The organism is Streptacidiphilus sp. P02-A3a (genome assembly GCF_014084105.1).
Taxonomy (GTDB): domain Bacteria; phylum Actinomycetota; class Actinomycetes; order Streptomycetales; family Streptomycetaceae; genus Streptacidiphilus.
In genome coordinates this window covers 4,436,617-4,455,023 of record NZ_CP048289.1, presented here as the reverse complement: position 1 = coordinate 4,455,023, position 18,407 = coordinate 4,436,617, and the positions used below count along the sequence as shown (strand labels likewise).

17 protein-coding genes are annotated in these 18,407 nt (G+C 72.2%); 11 read left to right on the top strand and 6 right to left on the bottom strand.

Translation table 11 applies throughout. The features are described from left to right. The first annotated feature begins 90 nt into the window (after positions 1-90). Positions 91-1,356, top strand: a complete 1,266-nt coding sequence (locus tag GXP74_RS19270) for an alpha/beta fold hydrolase (protein ID WP_182452691.1) — start codon at positions 91-93, stop codon at positions 1,354-1,356. Between the two features lie 31 nt (positions 1,357-1,387). On the opposite strand, the gene GXP74_RS19265 is transcribed toward GXP74_RS19270, so the two are convergent. Then, entirely contained in the window at positions 1,388-2,323 is a 936-nt protein-coding gene (locus GXP74_RS19265; RefSeq protein WP_182452690.1) for a LysR family transcriptional regulator, read from the bottom strand. A gap of 94 nt (positions 2,324-2,417) precedes the next feature. On the opposite strand from GXP74_RS19265, the gene GXP74_RS19260 reads away from it, so the two are divergent. The 4 genes from GXP74_RS19260 to GXP74_RS19245 all read left to right on the top strand — a co-directional run bounded on the left by GXP74_RS19260 (position 2,418) and on the right by GXP74_RS19245 (position 6,851). Beyond that, complete coding sequence (locus tag GXP74_RS19260; protein ID WP_182452689.1) at positions 2,418-3,122, top strand: succinate dehydrogenase cytochrome b subunit; 705 nt, start codon at positions 2,418-2,420, stop codon at positions 3,120-3,122. After that, on the top strand, positions 3,122-5,089 hold the full coding sequence (locus GXP74_RS19255; RefSeq protein WP_182452688.1) for a fumarate reductase/succinate dehydrogenase flavoprotein subunit: 1,968 nt from the start codon (positions 3,122-3,124) through the stop codon (positions 5,087-5,089). The genes GXP74_RS19260 and GXP74_RS19255 overlap by 1 nt, the downstream gene beginning before the upstream one ends. Further along, a complete protein-coding gene (locus GXP74_RS19250; RefSeq protein ID WP_182452687.1) occupies positions 5,086-5,847 on the top strand; it encodes a succinate dehydrogenase/fumarate reductase iron-sulfur subunit in 762 nt (253 codons plus the stop codon). Before GXP74_RS19255 ends, GXP74_RS19250 begins: the two co-directional genes overlap by 4 nt. Positions 5,848-6,020: 173 nt before the next feature. Continuing rightward, on the top strand, positions 6,021-6,851 hold the full coding sequence (locus GXP74_RS19245) for a GntR family transcriptional regulator (protein ID WP_182452686.1): 831 nt from the start codon (positions 6,021-6,023) through the stop codon (positions 6,849-6,851). Between the two features lie 47 nt (positions 6,852-6,898). On the opposite strand, the gene GXP74_RS19240 is transcribed toward GXP74_RS19245, so the two are convergent. Then, entirely contained in the window at positions 6,899-7,123 is a 225-nt protein-coding gene (locus GXP74_RS19240; protein WP_182452685.1) for a hypothetical protein, read from the bottom strand. Positions 7,124-7,354: 231 nt separating this feature from the next. Here GXP74_RS19240 and GXP74_RS19235 point away from each other — a divergent pair, with 231 nt between their 5' ends. Further along, positions 7,355-7,912, top strand: coding sequence for a Dps family protein (locus tag GXP74_RS19235; protein WP_182452684.1), 558 nt, complete (start codon positions 7,355-7,357; stop codon positions 7,910-7,912). Between the two features lie 272 nt (positions 7,913-8,184). Next, entirely contained in the window at positions 8,185-8,538 is a 354-nt protein-coding gene (locus GXP74_RS19230; RefSeq protein WP_182452683.1) for an SsgA family sporulation/cell division regulator, read from the top strand. A 72-nt stretch (positions 8,539-8,610) separates the two neighbouring features. On the opposite strand, the gene GXP74_RS19225 is transcribed toward GXP74_RS19230, so the two are convergent. Together GXP74_RS19225 and GXP74_RS19220 are read right to left on the bottom strand one after the other, a co-directional pair. Further along, positions 8,611-8,898, bottom strand: coding sequence for a hypothetical protein (locus GXP74_RS19225; protein ID WP_182452682.1), 288 nt, complete (start codon positions 8,896-8,898; stop codon positions 8,611-8,613). Between the two features lie 111 nt (positions 8,899-9,009). Next, positions 9,010-10,098, bottom strand: a complete 1,089-nt coding sequence (locus tag GXP74_RS19220; RefSeq protein WP_182452681.1) for a glycosyl hydrolase family 18 protein — start codon at positions 10,096-10,098, stop codon at positions 9,010-9,012. On the opposite strand from GXP74_RS19220, the gene GXP74_RS19215 reads away from it, so the two are divergent. From GXP74_RS19215 to GXP74_RS19200, 4 genes are all read left to right on the top strand, one after another. Then, positions 10,097-10,270, top strand: coding sequence for a hypothetical protein (locus GXP74_RS19215; RefSeq protein WP_182452680.1), 174 nt, complete (start codon positions 10,097-10,099; stop codon positions 10,268-10,270). The two genes, GXP74_RS19220 and GXP74_RS19215, sit on opposite strands and share 2 nt — an antisense overlap. Further along, complete coding sequence (locus tag GXP74_RS19210; RefSeq protein WP_370468436.1) at positions 10,254-11,036, top strand: YqjF family protein; 783 nt, start codon at positions 10,254-10,256, stop codon at positions 11,034-11,036. The genes GXP74_RS19215 and GXP74_RS19210 overlap by 17 nt, the downstream gene beginning before the upstream one ends. A 108-nt stretch (positions 11,037-11,144) precedes the next feature. Then, positions 11,145-11,549: an STAS domain-containing protein gene (locus tag GXP74_RS19205; protein ID WP_225448043.1), complete on the top strand. Its 405-nt coding sequence runs from the start codon at positions 11,145-11,147 to the stop codon at positions 11,547-11,549. Positions 11,550-11,555: 6 nt separating this feature from the next. Continuing rightward, positions 11,556-13,790 carry a SpoIIE family protein phosphatase gene (locus GXP74_RS19200; protein ID WP_182452678.1) on the top strand — a complete coding sequence of 745 codons (2,235 nt, stop codon included), beginning with the start codon at positions 11,556-11,558 and terminating at the stop codon, positions 13,788-13,790. Here GXP74_RS19200 and GXP74_RS19195 read toward each other — a convergent pair. Both GXP74_RS19195 and GXP74_RS19190 read right to left on the bottom strand, forming a co-directional pair. Next, positions 13,787-14,110 carry an STAS domain-containing protein gene (locus GXP74_RS19195; RefSeq protein ID WP_182452677.1) on the bottom strand — a complete coding sequence of 108 codons (324 nt, stop codon included), beginning with the start codon at positions 14,108-14,110 and terminating at the stop codon, positions 13,787-13,789. The two genes, GXP74_RS19200 and GXP74_RS19195, sit on opposite strands and share 4 nt — an antisense overlap. Next, positions 14,110-18,099 (bottom strand): SpoIIE family protein phosphatase, encoded by a 3,990-nt coding sequence (locus tag GXP74_RS19190; protein ID WP_225448637.1) that lies wholly within the window; start codon positions 18,097-18,099, stop codon positions 14,110-14,112. The genes GXP74_RS19195 and GXP74_RS19190 overlap by 1 nt, the downstream gene beginning before the upstream one ends. Between the last annotated feature and the right edge of the window lie 308 nt (positions 18,100-18,407).

Below are 18,407 nucleotides of genomic sequence, written 5' to 3'. Positions count from 1 at the left end.
GGCGGCCCCGCCGCGCGGCGGTGCCCGGGCCGCCCGGGACGGTCCCCGGGTACGACGGAGGGCCGCCGACGCGCTCATAGCGTCGTGGCCATGACTCACACGCTGACTCACACGCTGCTCCGTAGGAGCCTCGGCGCCGCCCTGCTGCTGAGCACACCGATCCTGGCCCTGCTCGCCGGGGCGGCCGGATTCCTCGCCCTGGCGAGCGTCAGCGCCACCGTCCCGCTGCTCGCGGCGGCCGGGCTTGCCGCCGCGGCCGGGGTCGGCTACCTGTTGGCCCGGGCGGCCTTCGCCCTGCTCGGCCGGGGGCGGTTCGCCGCCCTGGTGTTCGCGGCCGGGAGCACTGTCGCCGTCGCCGCCCTGGCCGCCGCGACCGTCCTCCACCCGATGCCGCACCCCGCGCCGGGCCCGGTCCCGGCCGACGTCCGCTACTGGGAGCTGCCGACCGGCTCCCGCATCGCCTACGTGGCCCTGCATCCGGCGGGCGCCGCCCGGCCGACTCCGGTGATCTTCCTGCACGGCGGTCCGGGAACCCCGGCCGAGGGCGTCCCGGCCGGGGGCGCGCAACTGGCCGCCGCCGGATTCGACGTGTACTCCTACGACCAACTCGGGGCCGGTCGCTCCACCCGCCTGAAGGACGTCAACGGCTACACCGTCGCCAGGGACGTCGCCGACCTGGACGCGATCCGCCGCGTCATCGGCGCGCAGCGGGTCATCCTGGTGGGCGAGTCCTGGGGCGGCTCGCTGCTGGCCCAGTACCTGGTCGCGCACGGCGACCACGTGGCCAAGGCGGTGTTCGTCTCCCCCGGCGCGCTGTGGGGGCGGCAGTACCCGGGCACGGCGGCGGGCGACCCGTGGTCCCGGCTCAGCGCCCCGGAGCACGCCCGCTACCAGGACCTCGTCGACCAGCCGCGACTGCTCGCCGCCGCACTCCTGATGGACGTCAACCCGAACGCGGCGCACGCGCTGGTGGGCGACGACGAGGCCGACCACTGGCTGCACGAGCTCGCGCTGGCGGGCAAGGACAGCACCACCTGCACCGGCGCGCCGCCGGTCCCCGTGCACGACAACCCGCAGGGCTTCTACACCAACCAGGTCACCAGCCGCGACTTCGACCGGCTGCCGGACCCCCGGCCCGCACTGCGCGCGGTCCGGGTCCCCTCGCTGATCCTCCGTGGCTCCTGCGACTTCATGAGACCGCAGGTCACCGCGGAGTACCGCAGCACCCTCCCGGACTCCCAACTGGTACTGGTCGACGGCGCGGGCCACGACATCGCAGCCGGACAACCCGCCCGGTACACCGCGCTGCTGACAGCGTTCCTGCTCGGGCGGCCGCTGCCGCGGACGGCCCCCTAGGCAGCCGACCACCGCTCGGCCCGGCCGCCCGCTACCGCCGCGGGGCGGGGCGGGTGCCGGGGGGCAGGGTGGCGGTGCGGGCGGCGTGCTGGAGGTGGTCCAGCAGGACGCGGCGCAGTTCCCGGGCGGCGCGGGGCGGTTCGACGTCCTTGCGGTGGGCCAGGCCGATGGTGCGGTGCAGGCCCGGCGGGGCGAACGGAGTCGTCCGCAGCGGGCGCCGGTCGGCGACCATGCCGGGAACCACGGCCGCGCCCAGTCCGGCCTCGACCATGGCCAGGACGGCGTCCATCTCACCACCCTCGACCACGAACTGTGGTTCGAAGCCCTCGGCGCGGCAGCTGGCCATGGTGAACTCGCGCAGGTCGTAGCCGTGCCGGAACATCACCAGCGGCTGCTCCCGCAGGGCCCCGACCTCGATCCACGGTTCCCGGGTCGGCGGCGGGGCGTGCAGCGCGCAGGCCAGTACCAGTTCCTCGGTGAGCAGTTCGGTGGTGGCCAGGGCCGGGTCGTGGCTCTGTAGCGGCAGGATGAGCAGGGCCAGGTCCAGGCGTCCGGTGGCGAGTTCACCGACCAGGTCGCGCGAGCCGCCCTCCTGGACGTGCAGGCTGATGCCGGGGTGTTCGCGGTGGTAGGCGTGCAGCACCTGCGGCAGCAGGCTGGTGCACAGGCTCGGGGTGGCGCCGAGGCGGACCCGGCCCCGGCGCAGGCCCGCGACCTCCTGCACCTGGGTCCGCGCGCTGTCGGCGTCGGCGACGATCCGCCGGGCCAGCGGGAGCAGCGCCTCACCGGCGTCGGTGAGGGTGATGTTGCCGCGGGCGCGGCGGAACAGGTCGGCGCCCAGCTCCCGCTCCAGTGCCCGGATCTGCTGGGACAGCGAGGGCTGGGCGACGTGTGCCTGCTGGGCGGCGCGGGTGAAGTGGCGGGTGTCCACCACGGCCAGGAAGTAGGCGAGCTGTTGGAACTGCATACGGCCGACCCTATCCGTTGATAGGCGTTGGCTATGGAAATGACCCGGATCATGTCTTTGACCTGTGGTTGTGCTGAACCTAGCGTTCTGTGTCATGGCAGTCGCGACACGGACGGCTCGGCCGTCGACCCTGGGGACGCTGTGGTCCTCCACCATCGGCAAGAAGGCGGTGATGGCGGCCACCGGCATGGTCATGCTCGGATTCCTGGTCATCCACATGTACGGCAACCTGAAGATCTTCTTCGGGGCGACCGTGTTCGACTCGTACGCGGCGTGGCTGCGCACCATCGGGGAGCCGGTGCTGCACCGGACCTGGTACCTGTGGATCCAGCGGGTGGTGCTGGCGGTGTGCGCGGTGCTGCACGCGGTGACCGCGTACCAGCTCAGCCGCCGCGACCTGAAGGCGCGCGGCCCCGGTTACGTGCACCGGCCACCGGCCGGGCCCTCGTTCGCGACCCGGACGATGCGGTGGGGCGGGGTGATCCTGCTGCTGTTCCTGGTGTGGCACATCCTGGACCTGACCACCGGGACGGTGAACCCGCTGGGTGAGGCGGGCCACCCCTACCAGGACATCGTCGCCGACTTCCGCGACTGGTGGTCGGACGTGATCTACATCGTGGCGATGGCGGCGCTGGGGCTGCACGTGCGCCACGGGCTGTGGAGCGCGGCCCAGACGCTGGGCGCCAACGGTCCGCGCAGCGGGCCGGTGTTCAAGGTCGCCGGCTGGGTGCTGGCGCTCGTACTGTTCGCGGGTTTCGTCACCGTACCCGTCGCCGTCATGATCGGAGCCGTGCACTGATGAGCGAGCACACGTCCCCCGGCGGCTACGCCGACTACCGCGTCGGTGACCCGGTCGCGGACACCCGGGCGCCCGAGGGGCCGGTGGAGCAGCGCTGGAGCACCCGGCGGTTCCAGGCCGGGCTGGTCAACCCGGCCAACCGGCGCAAGCACACGGTGATCGTGGTCGGTACCGGGCTGGCCGGCGGCTCGGCCGGGGCCACGCTGGCCGAACAGGGCTACCACGTGCTCCAGTTCTGCTACCAGGACTCCCCGCGCCGGGCGCACTCGATCGCCGCCCAGGGCGGGATCAACGCGGCGAAGAACTACCGCAACGACGGCGACAGCGTCCGGCGGCTGTTCTACGACACGGTCAAGGGCGGGGACTTCCGTGCCCGGGAGTCCAACGTCCACCGGCTGGCCGAGATCTCGGTGCAGATCATCGACCAGTGCGTGGCCCAGGGGGTGCCGTTCGCCCGCGAGTACGGCGGCCTGCTGGACACCCGCTCCTTCGGCGGGGTCCAGGTACAGCGCACGTTCTACGCCCGCGGCCAGACCGGGCAGCAACTGCTGCTGGGCGCGTACCAGGCGCTGTCGCGGCAGATCGCGGCGGGCAACGTGGAGATGCGTACCCGCACCGAGATGCTCGACCTGATCGTGGTCGACGGCCGGGCGCGCGGCATCGTGGCCCGGGACCTGGTCACCGGCGAGGTCTCCAGCCACCTGGCGGACGCGGTGGTGCTGGCCACCGGCGGCTACGGCAACGTCTTCCACCTGTCGACCAACGCGAAGAACTCCAACGCGACCGCGATCTGGCGCGCGCACCGGCGCGGCGCGTACTTCGCCAACCCCTGCTTCACCCAGATCCACCCGACCTGCATCCCGCGTTCGGGCAGCCACCAGTCCAAGCTCACCCTGATGAGCGAGTCGCTGCGCAACGACGGCCGGATCTGGGTGCCGAAGACCAAGGGCGACAGCCGCGGCCCCGAGCAGATCCCCGAGGACGAGCGCGACTACTACCTGGAGCGGCTCTACCCCTCGTTCGGGAACCTGGTGCCGCGCGACATCGCCTCGCGCGCCGCCAAGGCCGTCTGCGACCAGGGGCGCGGCGTGGGCCCCGGCGGGCTGGGCGTCTACCTGGACTTCGCGGACGCGATCGCCCGAACGGGCCGGGCGCGGGTGGCCGAGCAGTACGGCAACCTGTTCGAGATGTACCAGCGGATCACCGGCGAGGACCCGTACCTGGTCCCGATGCGGATCTACCCGGCGATCCACTACACCATGGGCGGCCTGTGGGTGGACTACGACCTGCAGACCACCGTCCCGGGGCTGTTCGCCATCGGCGAGGCCAACTTCTCCGACCACGGGGCCAACCGCCTGGGCGCCTCGGCCCTGATGCAGGGCCTGGCCGACGGCTACTTCGTACTCCCGGCGACCCTGGCCGACTACCTGTCCCGCAACCCGGTCCAGCCGCCGGTCGCCCACGACCACCCCGAGGTCACCGCGGTCCTGGCGCAGACCACCGAGCGGCTGGACCGGCTGCTGGCCGTCGACGGCGACCGCAGTCCCGAGTCCTTCCACCGCGAGATCGGTGAACTGCTCTGGGAGTACTGCGGGATGGCCCGCGGCGAGGCCGGACTGCGGACCGCGCTGGCGCGCATCCCGCAGATCCGCGCGGAGTTCTGGCGCCGGGTCAGGGTCCCCGGTGGTGGCGCCGAGCTCAACCAGTGCCTGGAGCAGGCCAACCGCGTCGTCGACTACCTGGAGCTGGCCGAACTGCTGTGCCTGGACGCGCTGCACCGCACCGAGTCCTGCGGCGGGCACTTCCGGGTCGAGTCGCAGACCCCTGACGGCGAGGCCGCCCGCGACGACGCGGCGTTCTCGTACACCGCCGCCTGGCAGTACACCGGCCCCGGCAACCCGCCGGTGCTGCACCGCGAGCAGCTCGACTTCCGTGACGTCCACCCCACCCAGCGGAGCTACACATGAACCTGACCCTGCGGATCTGGCGCCAGCGCGGCCCCGGCGCGCCCGGCGCCATGGTCGAGTACCACCTGCGGGACCTGTCCCGCGACATGTCGTTCCTGGAGATGCTGGACGTCCTCAACGAGGAACTGATCGGCCGCGGCGAGGAACCGGTCGCCTTCGACCACGACTGCCGCGAGGGCATCTGCGGCATGTGCTCGCTGGTCATCAACGGCCAGGCACACGGCCCGGAACGGACCACCGCCTGCCAACTGCACCTGCGGCACTTCACCGACGGCCAGAGCATCGACGTCGAACCCTGGCGGGCGGCGGCATTCCCGCTCATCAAGGACCTGGTGGTCGACCGCTCCGGGTTCGACCGGATCATCGCGGCCGGGGGCTACATCACCGCGCCGACCGGCTCCGCCCCCGAGGCCAACACCACACCCGTGCCCAAACCGAACGCCGATCTGGCGTTCGAACACGCCGAGTGCATCGGCTGCGGCGCCTGCGTGGCGGCCTGCCCCAACGGCTCGGCGATGCTGTTCACCAGCGCCAAGATCACCCACCTGAACACCCTGCCGCAGGGCGCACCGGAGCGCGAGAGCCGGGTCCTGGACATGGTCGCCGCGATGGACGCCGAGGGCTTCGGCGGGTGCACCAACACCGGCGCCTGCGCGACAGCCTGCCCCAAGGGCATCCCCCTGACCAGCATCGCCACCATGAACCGCGAGTTCCTGCGGGCCGTCCGCAGCAAGCCCACCGCCACCCGCCGGCACTGATCCCGCCCCGGCGACGCCGTCGCCGGGGCAATAGTGACCACTTCATGACCAATTCGGCCATCCCGAGTCATCCGCTGGCCTGCCCTGGTCAGCTCCGGAAGCAGCCAGCATGGCCGCCGCAGCGGTACCATCCCTCTGGATGTGATCCACAGCCGAAGAGGACTGGTCAGCAAATGGTCATCAATGAGAGCCGTCGGGAGAAGCGGGAGCGGATCCGCGAGCGGCTGCTCGACCTGGTGGAGGAGACCCGCGACGGGGCGTCGATCCCCGCCGAGCGGCAGTTGTGCGAGGAGCTGGGGGTGTCCCGGCCCACGCTGCGCTCGGTGGTCGACGACCTGGTGCGCGACGGCCTGCTGGTGCGCGAGCACGGCCGGGGCGTCTTCGTCGCCAAGGCAAAGGTGGCCCAGGACCTCGCCCAGACCGCCTCCCGCAGCCTCCTGGGCGTCGGCGCGGTGGACGGCCACTGGACCAGCCGGACGGTGGACTCCCGGGTCGTCGCGGCCGGGCCCCGGATCAGTCGGCGACTGCGGGTCTCCCCGGGCGAGCCGGTCCTGCGGATCACCCGGCTGCGGCTGGTCGACGGCGACCCCATGTGCCTGGAGACGCTGCACGTCCCGCAGGCCCTGGTACCCGGGCTGGCCGCGCGGGACCTGGAGGCGGACTCCTTCTACCGGCTGCTGGGGCGTCGCTTCGGCATCCTGCCCACCGACGCCCGCCAGAGCATCGAGCCGACCGTGGTCGACGAGTCCGAGGCCGATCTGCTGGGCGTGCCGCCGCACACCCCGGCGCTGCTGTTCGAACGCGAGACCCGGGACGCGGACGGCCGCGTCGTGGAGTTCACCCACTCCGTCTACCGGGGCGACCGCTACCGGATCCTGACCCAGCTCTCGCTGGCCGCCCGGCCCGACAACGGGCGCGTGCTCGGCGGCTCCTGGTCAGCGGCCTCGACCGTGCCCGGGGCGGACACCCTGGTGCTCGACCCCTACTGGACCGAGCAGGCCTGAGGCACCGCCCCGGCCGGGTCGGCCTCCGGCCGGGGCGCGGCGGCGCGTCAGCCGGTGGGCGTGCCGACCTGGTCGCGCTCCAGGGCGGCACGCAGGTGCGCGAAGGCCTGCGCGGCGGCCGCCATCGCGGGCGCGTCGAGCACACCCGTGGTCAGCTCGGCCAGCCGCCCGGCGCGGGTCTCACCCGCCAGGGCCTGGAACACACCGGGGCCATGTACCTCGACGAGGCCGACCAGGCGCTGGACCGCGCCGCCCTCTTCCTCACCCAGCACCTCCGCGCCCGGTTCCCGCGGGCCGCGGCGGCCCGCCAGGCCCGTGTTCGCGGCCCACGGTTCGGACGAAACCGGTGACCCCAGGCATATCGCCCGCCATTCGGGGCAGGCGAGGAAGCGTCCGCGCAGTGCCCGCACGCGGGGCCTGCGCCCAGGACCGGCCCCCGGACCCGAATCCTGAACCTGGGACCTGGACCCGGGCCACGGATCGCGACAGAAAGGCGACACCTCATGAGCACGCCCCGTTACACCGTTCCCGGCATGACGACCGACCAGGCAGCCGAGGTCATCGATCAGCTGCGGATGCGGCTGCACGCGCTCAACGACCTCGCGCTGACCCTCAAGCACGTGCACTGGAACGTGGTCGGGCCGCACTTCATCGCCGTTCACACCATGATCGACCCCCAGGTCGAAGCCGTGCGCGCGATGGTGGACGAGACAGCCGAACGCATCGCCACCCTCGGCGGCTCCCCCGACGGCACGCCGGGGACCCTGGTCAGCGAGCGGACCTGGGACAACTACAAGCTGGGCCGCGCCGACGCCCTGGAGCACCTGGTCGCCCTGGACCACGTCTACACCGGCATCATCACGGACCACCGCGAGGCGGCGAAGGCCACCGGATCCGCCGACCCGGTGAGCGAGGACATGCTCGTCGGCCACCTGCACGCGCTGGAGCAGTTCCACTGGTTCATCCGGGCCCACCACGAGACCGCGGGCGGCTCCCTCGTCGAGGCACCCGCCGCCAGGCCCGCCAAGCAGGCGGCCGCCAAGAACCGCAAGAAGTCCTGACGCCGCGCTCCCGGCCTGGGGTCGACCACGGCAGCGGCGGCCGAGGGGACCGACCGGCGGCCCGGCCGACCTGTTGCTCTGTCCGGGTGAGCACGGTCCCGGCTCGGTTCCCGCCGCGCATGGGCGGGTGGACGTCGGGTAGGCGCGGCCCATCGGCACCGACCAACGGTGGCACCCAGCAGCGGAATTGGTGGAGTATGCGGTCAAGGGGTCAGGTCAGTCAGGTCGTCCGCTTCCAGTTGCACAGCCCCGTGGGCATCCTGGAATCACGCATGACCCTCACCTACAACCGCCGTCATCCGTTGCAGGTCACCGCGGCCTTCGACGCCACCCTGGTCGTGGACGGCCGACCCGCGCAGTGGGTCATCGGCCGGGACCTGATCGCGGACGGGCTGCTGGGCCCCGTCGGCATCGGCGACGTCCGCATCTTCCCCCACGGTGACAGTACCGCCATCGAGCTGTACTCCGGCCAGGAGAACGCCCTGCTCACGGTGGCCACCCGCGACCTGGCCCAGTTCCTGGACGCCACCCGCGCCCTGGTCCCGCTGGGCAGCGAGGTTCCCACGATCAACTGGCGCGCCCTGACCGGGGTGCTCCAGCAACCCGACTCCCCCTGCGGGCCCTGACGCAGGAAGCACGATGACATCCGCGACCACGAGGTAGACCGAACAGCTTCAGGGCCTCCGACGCCGTGGCGGCTACTGCTGGACGAGGCCGGCCCGGCCGGTGCCGCGGCAGTGTGCGCACAGGCCGTTCCCACCGCTGTGCGCGTTCCGGCAGCTCGCGATGGAGTCGACGGTCAGTCTGGTGAGCCAGTCGGCGGACTCCGGTTGGAGGGCGACGGTGTGCTCGGTGCCGGTGGCCGGATCGGTCATGGCCAGCACCACCGCCGGTGCGAGGCCCTCGCCGTCGCTCGCGCGGGATCCGATCAGCAGTTCTCGCAGTGCGGCGGCCAGTGCCATGGCCTGACTGGGTGTCTCGCTCAAGGTGCCGTCTTTCGCTACGTGGTGGATGCCCGGCCTGCCCGGCCGGCTGGTACCCCGGCCCGGGAGCGACCGGGGCGGCGGTGGCGGCGACGGGCCGCCACCGCCGCGCGGTCAGCCGCTGAACCAGGGATTGCCGCCGCCCAGGGACCAGACGGAGACCTGGGTGACGCCGAGCGAGGTCAGCACGGCGAGCTTGTCGTCCAGGGCGGTGCTGTCGACGTAGTCGTACAGGGTTCCGTTGTCGATCCAGCGGATCTCCCCGGAGGAGGGGTCGCGCCGGGCGGCGATCACCGCCGGGTCGGTGGAGAAGCCGGGGCTCTGCTCCATCTGGCTGTACTGGATGTTGCCGGTGATGTTGTTCAGGTCACAGGGGTCGGGCGAGCTGATGCCGTACGAGGGCAGGCCGATGGTCAGCTTGGACGGGTCCGGCACCTGGCTCTGGGCGTACTGGGTGACCTGCCTCAGCCAGGCCAGTGGGGTGATCGGCAGGCAGGTGTCGCCGGGGGCGGTGTCGTACTCCTCGTCGTAGGCCATGATCTCCAGCTCGTCCACGCCCTCGGCGCTGACGGCCGCGTAGTTGTAGAACGCGGCGTCGGAGGTCATGGCGGGAGCGTCCACCAGCAGCCGCTTGCCCTGGGCGTGCAGTGCGGTGGCGAGTTGGCCGAGGAAGGTCAGGTAGTTGTGGAAGTCGGCGGTGCTCCAGGACCAGTAGTCCTCCAGGTCGACGTCCACGCCGCTGAGCTGGTTGCCGACCACCAGCGAGGTGAGTTGGGAGACCGCCGCACCGCGGTTGGCACTGCTGCTCACCAGGGCGTGGACGTCAGCGGTGGTCATGCCGGAGACGGTCGGGTACTGAGCCGCGGAGTGTGCCTTGAGGTCCGCCACATTGGCCTGGCTGTAGGCGTTGCACAGGCCCTGGGCAGTGGTCTCCAGCGAGACCTTGCCCTTGCCGGTGACAGTCCAGTACTCGGGCTTGAGCGCGCCGTTGATGACCCGGTTGTCGGCGTACTCCGCCGGGGCGCTGCACTGCGAGTCGCCGGAGGAGCCGGGGTACATCCAGGTCTCCAGTTCGACGCCGGCGGTGACCGCCCCGGGGCGGCCTGACCGGTGCGCGGCAGCGGCCGGCGCGGCGCTCGCGGCAGTGCTGAGGGCGACGGCGCAGGCGGTGGCGACGGCGGTGTACAGGGTGCGACGAAACATGATCCATCCCTTCGTGGAGGTGCAGTGGTTCGTTCCCGGTGCCGGTTGTGCGCTTGATGTTGACCAGATGATGGCCCAGATTGGGCAAGTGGTCAACAAGTGGTCAATATTTTCTGATGCCACCGAGCGCCGGACCCTGGTCGACAGCCGGAAGGATGTGCGACGCTGGTGAGGTGTCGCTCACCCCTGTCCCTGCTGAGCCGATCATGCCCGACCCGGTGCGCCAGGTTCCGGACACGCTGCTCACCCAGTCCTGGCTGCACCTCTCGTTCCTGCACTGGGCCGCCGACCCCGCGGACGTGGCACCGCTGCTGCCGCCCGGAACCAGGCCGGACACGCACGAGGGGCTCACCTACATCGGCCTGGTGGCCTTCCGGATGTACCGGGTGGGCTGGTTCAGGGTGCCGGGCATCCCGTACCTCGGCACGTTCCCGGAGACCAACGTGCGGCTCTACTCGGTGGACCAGTACGGTCGGCGCGGCGTGGTGTTCCGTTCCCTGGAGGCATCACGGCTGCTGCCGGTCGCCTTCGGTCGCGGCGCCTTCCGGCTCCCCTACATGTGGGCCAGGATGGCCATCGACCACGACGCGGACACCATCAGCTACTCAAGCAGCCGACGCTGGCCGGGCCCGCGCGGGGCGCGCTGTCGGATCTCGGTGCGAATCGGCGAGCGGATCGAGGAGCCCACCGCGCTCGAACACTTCCTGACCGCCCGCTGGGGCATGCACAACGCCTTCTTCGGCCGATCGATGTACCTGCCCAACACCCACCCGCACTGGCCCCTGCACCGGGCCGAGCTCCTGGCCTGCGACGACGAGCTGGTGGCAGCCGCCGGGCTGCCGGCGCCGGTCGGGCCGCCCGCGAGCGTGCTCTACTCCCCCGGCGTACCGGTGCGCTTCGGCCGCCCCGCTCGCCCGGGTGGACTGCCAACCCCCTGAACCGGCCCCGGCGAGCGCGAGGCCTGCGAACAGGGTTCAGCCTGCCCGTTGCGGACAGTCGCCTATCATCGAGACTGTTGCCAGTTGGTCCAGGGGAGGCGGTGACGGGTGTTCTCGGTGGATTCCAGGCCGTCCAGGCACGCGTGGGTGCTCGTTCTGCGGGGCGAGCTGGACTTCCACAGCGCTGTCCAGCTGCACGAGGCGGCTGACGCGCTGGTCGCCGAGCCGCAGTCGGCGCCGCTCGTGGTGATCGACTGCGCTGCCCTTGAGTACTGCGACTCGACCGGTATCACCGGTCTGATCAGGATCCACCAGCGGGTGGCCGCGCACGGCGGCGCGCTGCGTCTGGCCGCGGTACCCACGTCGGTGGCGCGGATCTTCGCGCTGACCGGCCTGGACCAGGTCATCGCCGTGCACGCGTCGGTGACCGAGGCGCTCCCCCCCGAAGACGGCGCGGGAGACCTCCACGCTCAGGACTCCGCGTCCGCGGCGCCTACGGCGAGCGAGAGGTAGCAGTCCATGACCAGCGCCCCCGAGCAGCAGCGACCGGACTCCGGTCCAGCTGCCGTCCCGGACAGCGCCAGCAAGGGTGAGCCGGACCTCAGGGCCCTGTTCGGCCAGTCCAGCGCCGTTTTCGCGGCCTTGGCGGGGCCCGCGCACCTGGTGGAGGCAGCGAACGCGGCCTTCTTCGCCTCGATGGGCGCCGCGGACCGGGCCCGGACCGGGGTACCGATCGGCCAGCTGCTGCCCGAACTCGCCGAGCAGCGGTTCCTCACCCTGCTCCACCGCGTCTACCGCACCGGTGAGCGCCACACCGAGCGGGACGCACGCGTCCTGCTGGGCCGCGGCTCCGGCGCGCGGGAGGCGTTCTTCGACTTCACCTTCGAGCCGCGCCTGGACACCGGCGGCAACGTCGTCGGCGTGCACCTCATCGGGATGGAGACCACGCAGGTCAAGCACGCGCAGCGGCTCACCGCCGAGCACCGGGCGCTGCTGGAGCAGATCGCCCGTCAGGCCCCACTGGACCAGGTGCTCCACGGCATGGCCCGCACCATCGAGGACCTCGCGCCCGAGGAGGTCCTGGTCTCGGTCCTGCTCGCCGACCCGGACGGGCGGCGGCTGCGCCATGGCGCGGCCCCCAGTCTGCCCGACTTCTACAACCGGGCCATCGACGGGATCACCACCGGCGAGGGCGTCGGTTCCTGCGGCACCGCCGCCCACCGCCGCCGACCGGTCATCGTCACGGACATCGCCACCGACCCCTTCTGGGACGACTTCCGCGACCTGGCGGTCCGCGCGGGCGTCGCGGCCTGCTGGTCCACTCCCATCCTGGCCAGGGACGGATCACTGCTGGGCACCTTCGCGATGTACCACCGCACTCCCCGGGCCCCGCAGGAGTCCGACCTCGCCCTGGCCCGGGTGTTCGCCGATACGGCGGCCCTCGCCATCGAGCGGTTCCAGGCCGAGGAGGCCCGTCTGGCCGCGGAGACCAGGGAGCGGGCCGCCCGCCGCGACCTGTCCTTCCTGCTGGAGGCCAGCACGACGCTCGCCACCGACCTCGACTACACCCAGACCCTGCAGCGGCTGGCCACCTTCTGCGCACCCGCCCTGGCTCCGCTGAGCGCGGTCGACATCATCGACGCCGGTCGTGTGCACCGCATCGCCACCGCCGCGCCCACCCCGGAGGAGGACCGGCTCCTCTCCTCGCACGTGCCCGCCCACGACGCCGAGGACGACGCCGTCGCCCGGGTCCTGGCCAGCGGCACCAGCGAGATCGTCCGCGGCACTCCCAGCGGGCCCGGGCCCTGGCGGGAGCTGCGGGTCACCGGCTACCTGTGCGTGCCGCTGCTGGACCGGGGCACCCCCTTCGGCGCGTTGACCCTGCTCACGACCGGCGAGGGGACCTTCGGCGGCCACACCGTCGCCCTGGCCGAGGAGCTCGCCCGCCGTGCCGCCGCGGCGGCGCTCAACGCCCGCCAGTACACCGAGCGCGCCGCGCTGGCCCGCGACCTGCAGGCCGGGCTGCTGCTGCCGCAGGTACCCGAGCTGCCGGGCGCCGAACTCGCCACCCACTACCACCCCGCCGGTGAGGGGCTCGACGTCGGCGGCGACTTCTACGACGTGTTCCCGCTGGGCGACGACAGCTGGGCCTTCATGCTCGGCGACGTCTGCGGTCGCGGCGCGATCGCCGCGACCACCACCGCGCTGGTCCGCCACACCGCCCGCGCCGTCGCCCCGCTGCTCGACGGCCCCGACGCCGTCGTCCGCGCCGTCAACAAGGCGCTGCTCGACCGTCCCCGCAGCCACGGGACCGGGTTCGTCACCCTCCTCTACGGCCACCTCACGCCCACCCCGGACGGCCTCGACATCACCCTGGTCCGCGCCGGCCACACCTTCCCGCTGCACATCGACGCCGAGCACACCGCCCGCTTCGTCAACAGCCAGGGCCTGCTGCTCGGCGTCACCGCCGACCCGCACCTGCCCACCCACCGCCTCCACCTCGGACCCGCCGAGAGCCTGCTGCTCTACACCGACGGCATCACCGAGGCCCGCGACCCCGCCGGTGAGCAGTTCGGCGAGGAGCGCCTCGCCCAGGCCCTGTCCGGCGCCCGGACCGACAGCGCGCACCAGGTCATCAGCATCCTCAACGACGCCGTCCGCTCCTTCACCGGCGGCACCGACGTCGACGACGACCAGGCCGTCCTGGTGCTGACCGCGACCGACCCGGCCCGCGGGCGGCCGCTCCCCGGCTAGCCGCGCCGGTCCTCGGCTTCCGGGCCGAGGCCGTGGACACTGGTCAGGTCGGCGAGCCCCGAGATGACCAGGAGCGGTCCGAGGAGCGGACCGCTGATGAGCTCGATCCGTTCCGCCCGGTTGAACAGCACGGTCAGTCCGGCGCTGTCCAGGTACTCGACCGCGGTCAGGTCGACGGTCAGGGCGGTCCCGGGGGCTGTTCCCTCGTCGATGGCGGCGGCGAAGGCGTCGACGTTGCTCATGTCGATCTCACCCACGGCCTCCAGCACCGGCGAACCATCGGCGCGGCGGACAGTGGTGAGGGTCAGTGGCGTGGTCATCAGGCGATCCTCACATGCATGTCGACGGTCGTGCCGGCCTCGCCGGAAGTGATGGTCACGTGCTGCATCATGGCCCGCATCAGCGTGATACCCCGTCCGCGATGGGCGTTCAACTCAGGCTTGGGCTCCTTCCACTGACCGCTGTCGGCGATGGTCAGCGTGAGGTCGTCGACGGTGGCGGCGGCGTGCAGGCGGATACTGGCACCCGCGGCATGGCGATGGCCGTGCTCGATGGCGTTCGCACACGCCTCACCAGCGGCCACGAGCACGTTCTGGATGGTCGGCACGGACAGCCCGCACTGGGCCAACCATCCCCTCAACTCTCGGCGTACTGGCGCCAGTTGTGAGGACTCAGCCGGAAACGACACCTCCAGCGGGGCCGGGTGCCGGTAGAGCAGCAGGGCGACGTCGTCGTCGTATCCCCCCTCGGGAGCGAGGGTGGTCATGACCCCGCTGGCGAGCGCGTCCACCGGCGTCGCGCGGCCGTCCTGCACCGCGGAACTGGCGCGGCCGATGCCGTGGTCCAGGGAACGACGGCGGCGCTCGACCAGCCCGTCGGTGTAGAGCATGAGGGTGGCGCGCGGCGGCATCGTGTGCCTGCCCTCGGGCCGTCGGGCGCTGTCCCGGACGGCGAGGGGCGTCGAGCGGCCGTCCTCCAGCAGGTACGTGGTCCCGTCCGGGTAGGCGAGGATCCCCGGCGGGTGGCCGGCGCTGGAGTAGGTCAGGTCCCCGGTCGCGAGGTCCAGCACGCCGCAGAACACGGTGGTGCAGACGGCCCCGGGGATGCCCGCGGCGAAGCGGTCCAGGGCCACCAGGGTCTGCGCCGGGCCGATGTCCTGCAACAGCAGGGCACGGCAGGCGCTGCGGAGTTGGCCCATGACGGCAGCCGCTTCCAGACCGCGGCCGACGCAGTCGCCGACGACGATGCCGATGCGGCTGTCCGGAAGCTCGACGGTGTCGTACCAGTCACCGCCGACCTCCAGCGGACGGGCGGCCGGCTCGTAGCGCACCGCGAATCCGGCGGGCAGGCGGGAGGGTCCCAGAATGGCCCGCTGGAGCGCGATCGCCGTCTCCCGCTGCTGCTCGATCTGGTGGGCGCGGGTCAGTCCCTGCGCGAGCCGACCGGCCAGCAGCGAGAGCAGTACCTGGTCCTGGTCGGCGAAGGGACGGCGCTCACCGGGCCCGACCCACACGACGAGCGGCCCGTGGGGGTGTTCGAGCACGATGGCACCGCCGTCGCCCTGGTGCGCCGAAGGCGTCAGCAGCGGCTGCTGCCGGAGGCCGGTCAGCGTCGCGCGGTGTTCGGCGGGCAGGTCGTCCCAGCCGAGCCCGGGATCGGTGGCTGTCAGCCGCACGGCGCCCGAGTCGGCGAACAGCGCCGCGACGACCGTCCGCACCCTCCAGATCGTCCGCAGTTCGGTCAGAGCCGCCGTGAGCGCCTCGGACAGGCTGGTCGCCTCCGCCAACCGCAGGCCCAGGGCGGCCAGGGCCGTCTCCCGCTGGATGGCGTAGCGCTCGGCGGTCACGTCGCGGAAGGTCCCGACCACCAGCCGCCGGCCGGTGTCCGGGTCCTGGACCTGGTTGAGGGTGGCGCTCACCCACAGCCGCTGGCCGTCGCTCCGGACCACCGGGAGGAGGCAGCTGCCGCCGCGGGCGGTGAGCAGGTCCCGGAAGGCCCGGTCCGCCTGCTGGTGCGCCTCGGCGTCGCTGTCGGCACTGGGCAGCCAGGGGTGCGGGTAGGCGTAGGGCAGCTCGTCCGAACCGTAGCCGAGGATGTCGCCGAAGGCGGTGTTGACCTCGATCACCGAGCCCTGCTCGTCGCAGACGAAGAACGCCTCCTGAAGCGAGTCGACGAGGGCGGTACGCCACCGGGCGTGGTGGTTGCGCAGTCGCGCGAGCTCGATGTTGGCCCGGATCCGCGCCAGCAGTTCGGCGGCGGCGAACGGCTTGACCAGGTAGTCGTCGGCTCCGGCGTCAAGCCCCTCGATGGAGGCGTCCTGCCCGGCCCGGGCGGAGAGCAGCAGCACCGGTACCCCGGCGGTGCGCTGGTCGGTGCGCAGCGCCGCGACCAGTTCCAGGCCGTCGAGGCGGGGCATCATGACGTCGCTGACCAGCAGGTCCGGGGCGCTCGCGCGGACCGCGTCAAGGGCCGCCTGCCCGTCGGTCACGGAGTCGACCTGGTAGCCGGCGCTCCTCAGCAGCCGCACCAGGTACTCGCGCATGTCGGCGTTGTCATCGGCGACCAGTACCCGGGCGGGGACCGTTCCCCCGGCCGTGGTGACCTCGGTTCCCGCCGTCGTGACGGACCCTTCACCCTCACCTGCCTCGGTCGGGGCGCCGCCTTCGGGCAGCCAGCGCAGTGCCTCCTGGACGTAGGGGGCGGCGGCGGTCGACACGGGCCTGGTGTCGGTTGCCGGGGCGATGGAGTCCACCGGCAGGTGATCGGTGCCGAAGGGCAGTCGGATGTGGAAGGTGGTACCCCGGCCGAGGACGCTGTCGGCGGTGATGGTGCCGCCGTGCAGCTGGACCAGTTGCCGGACCAGCGCGAGCCCGATGCCGCTCCCCTCGTTGGAACGCGACCGGGCGTTCTCGATCCGGTGGAACCGTTCGAACAGCCGCGGCATCTCCTCGTCGGCCACGCCGATGCCCGTGTCGGTGACGGTGACGACCGCCTGGTCGTCCTCACAGCGCACCGCGACGCGGATCGAGCCCTCGAAGGTGAACTTGAGGGCGTTGCTGAGGAGGTTGAGGACGACCTTCTCCCACATGCCCTGGTCCACGTGGACCGGGGCGGGCAGCGGCGGGCAGTCGACCTCCAGCTGGAGTCCGGCTCTGGCGACGGCGGAGCGGAACACGCTGGCCAGCTCGGCCGTCACGGCGGCCAGGTCGACCGGCTCGTAGGTGGCCTGCATCCGGCCCGCCTCGATGCGGGAGAAGTCCAGCAGCGTGTTGACCAGCTTGCCCAGCCGCAGGCTGTTGCGGTGGATGACCTCCAGCTCCTCGTGCCCCCGCGTGTCGGCCTCGGGGAGCCGTGTGCGCAGTTCCTCCAGCGGCCCCATGATCAGCGTGAGGGGGGTCCGGAACTCGTGGCTGACGTTGGAGAAGAACGCGGTCTTGGCCCGGTCCAGCTCCATGAGCTCCTCGGCCCGTCGCTGCTGGGCACGGTAGCTGCGCGCGCTCCCGATGCCCGCCGCGATGTGGCCGGAGGCCAGCTCGACGAAGCCGCGGTAGCCGTCGTCCAGCGGCCGGTACCGGTTCAGCGCGGCCACCAGGAACCCGTACGGCACGCTGCCCTGTTGCGCCAGCGGTACCACCAGGGCCTGGGTCGGCGGCTCCGGCCAACCGCCCGTGGGCAGCGCGTCGCCGTGCCTGGCGTCGAGCTGGACGAGTATCGGCTCCCCCAGGGCCAGTGCCGCCGCCGGCCAGACCGCGTCCGGCGAGTCGAGCGGCACGATCGCCGCGGCGGCGGGATGCCCGTCGCCGATACCGGTGGCCACCGCCAGGTGCGCGCGATCCCCGTCTTCCAGCAGGTAGGTCAGGGTGAAGGGGAGGTCGTGCTGGTTCCGGCCGAGCTGTCGGCCGGTGAAGGCCAGCATCTCCTGTTCGGTACGGACCACGCTGGGATCGGAGCCGAGGTCCCGCAGCGTCGCCATGCGCCGCTCGCCGATGACCCGCTCGGTGTCCTCACTCACCACGCACAGCATGCCGACGACGTCTCCGCCGTCGTCCCTGAGCGGGCTGTACGAGAACGTGTGGTAGGTCTCCTCGGAATAGCCCGACCGCTCCAGGAACAGCAGCAGCGCCTCGTCCCAGGTCGCCTCACCGGTGGTCGTCACGGTGTCGATGCGCGGCCAGATGTCGTCCCAGATCTCCGCCCACACCTCGCTCGCCGGTCGGCCCAGCGCCCACGGGTACTTGCGGCCCAGCGTGTCGCGTCGGTACGCGTCGTTGCAGAAGAACGTCAGCTCCGGCCCCCAGGCCATCCACATGGGGAACCGGGACGAGAGCAGGATGTCGACCGCTGTGCGAAGACTCTGCGGCCAGAGGGCCGGGGGGCCCAGTGGCGTCTCCGACCAGTCCAGCGCGGCCAGGTCCCGCCCGACCACCGGGTCGGCGGCGAACACACCCGCCTCGGTGGCGGCCGGTACTGCGGGCCCTGCGCTTTCGGAGCACACCCCGGGACACCCTTCGCTCACGCCGAACCACTGGCCGGCACCACCGCCTACCACCTCGGGGCCCCGGGGTCAGTAGGATATTCTAAGCTCTCACATGAATCGCGCTGACCGCCTCACTGGGC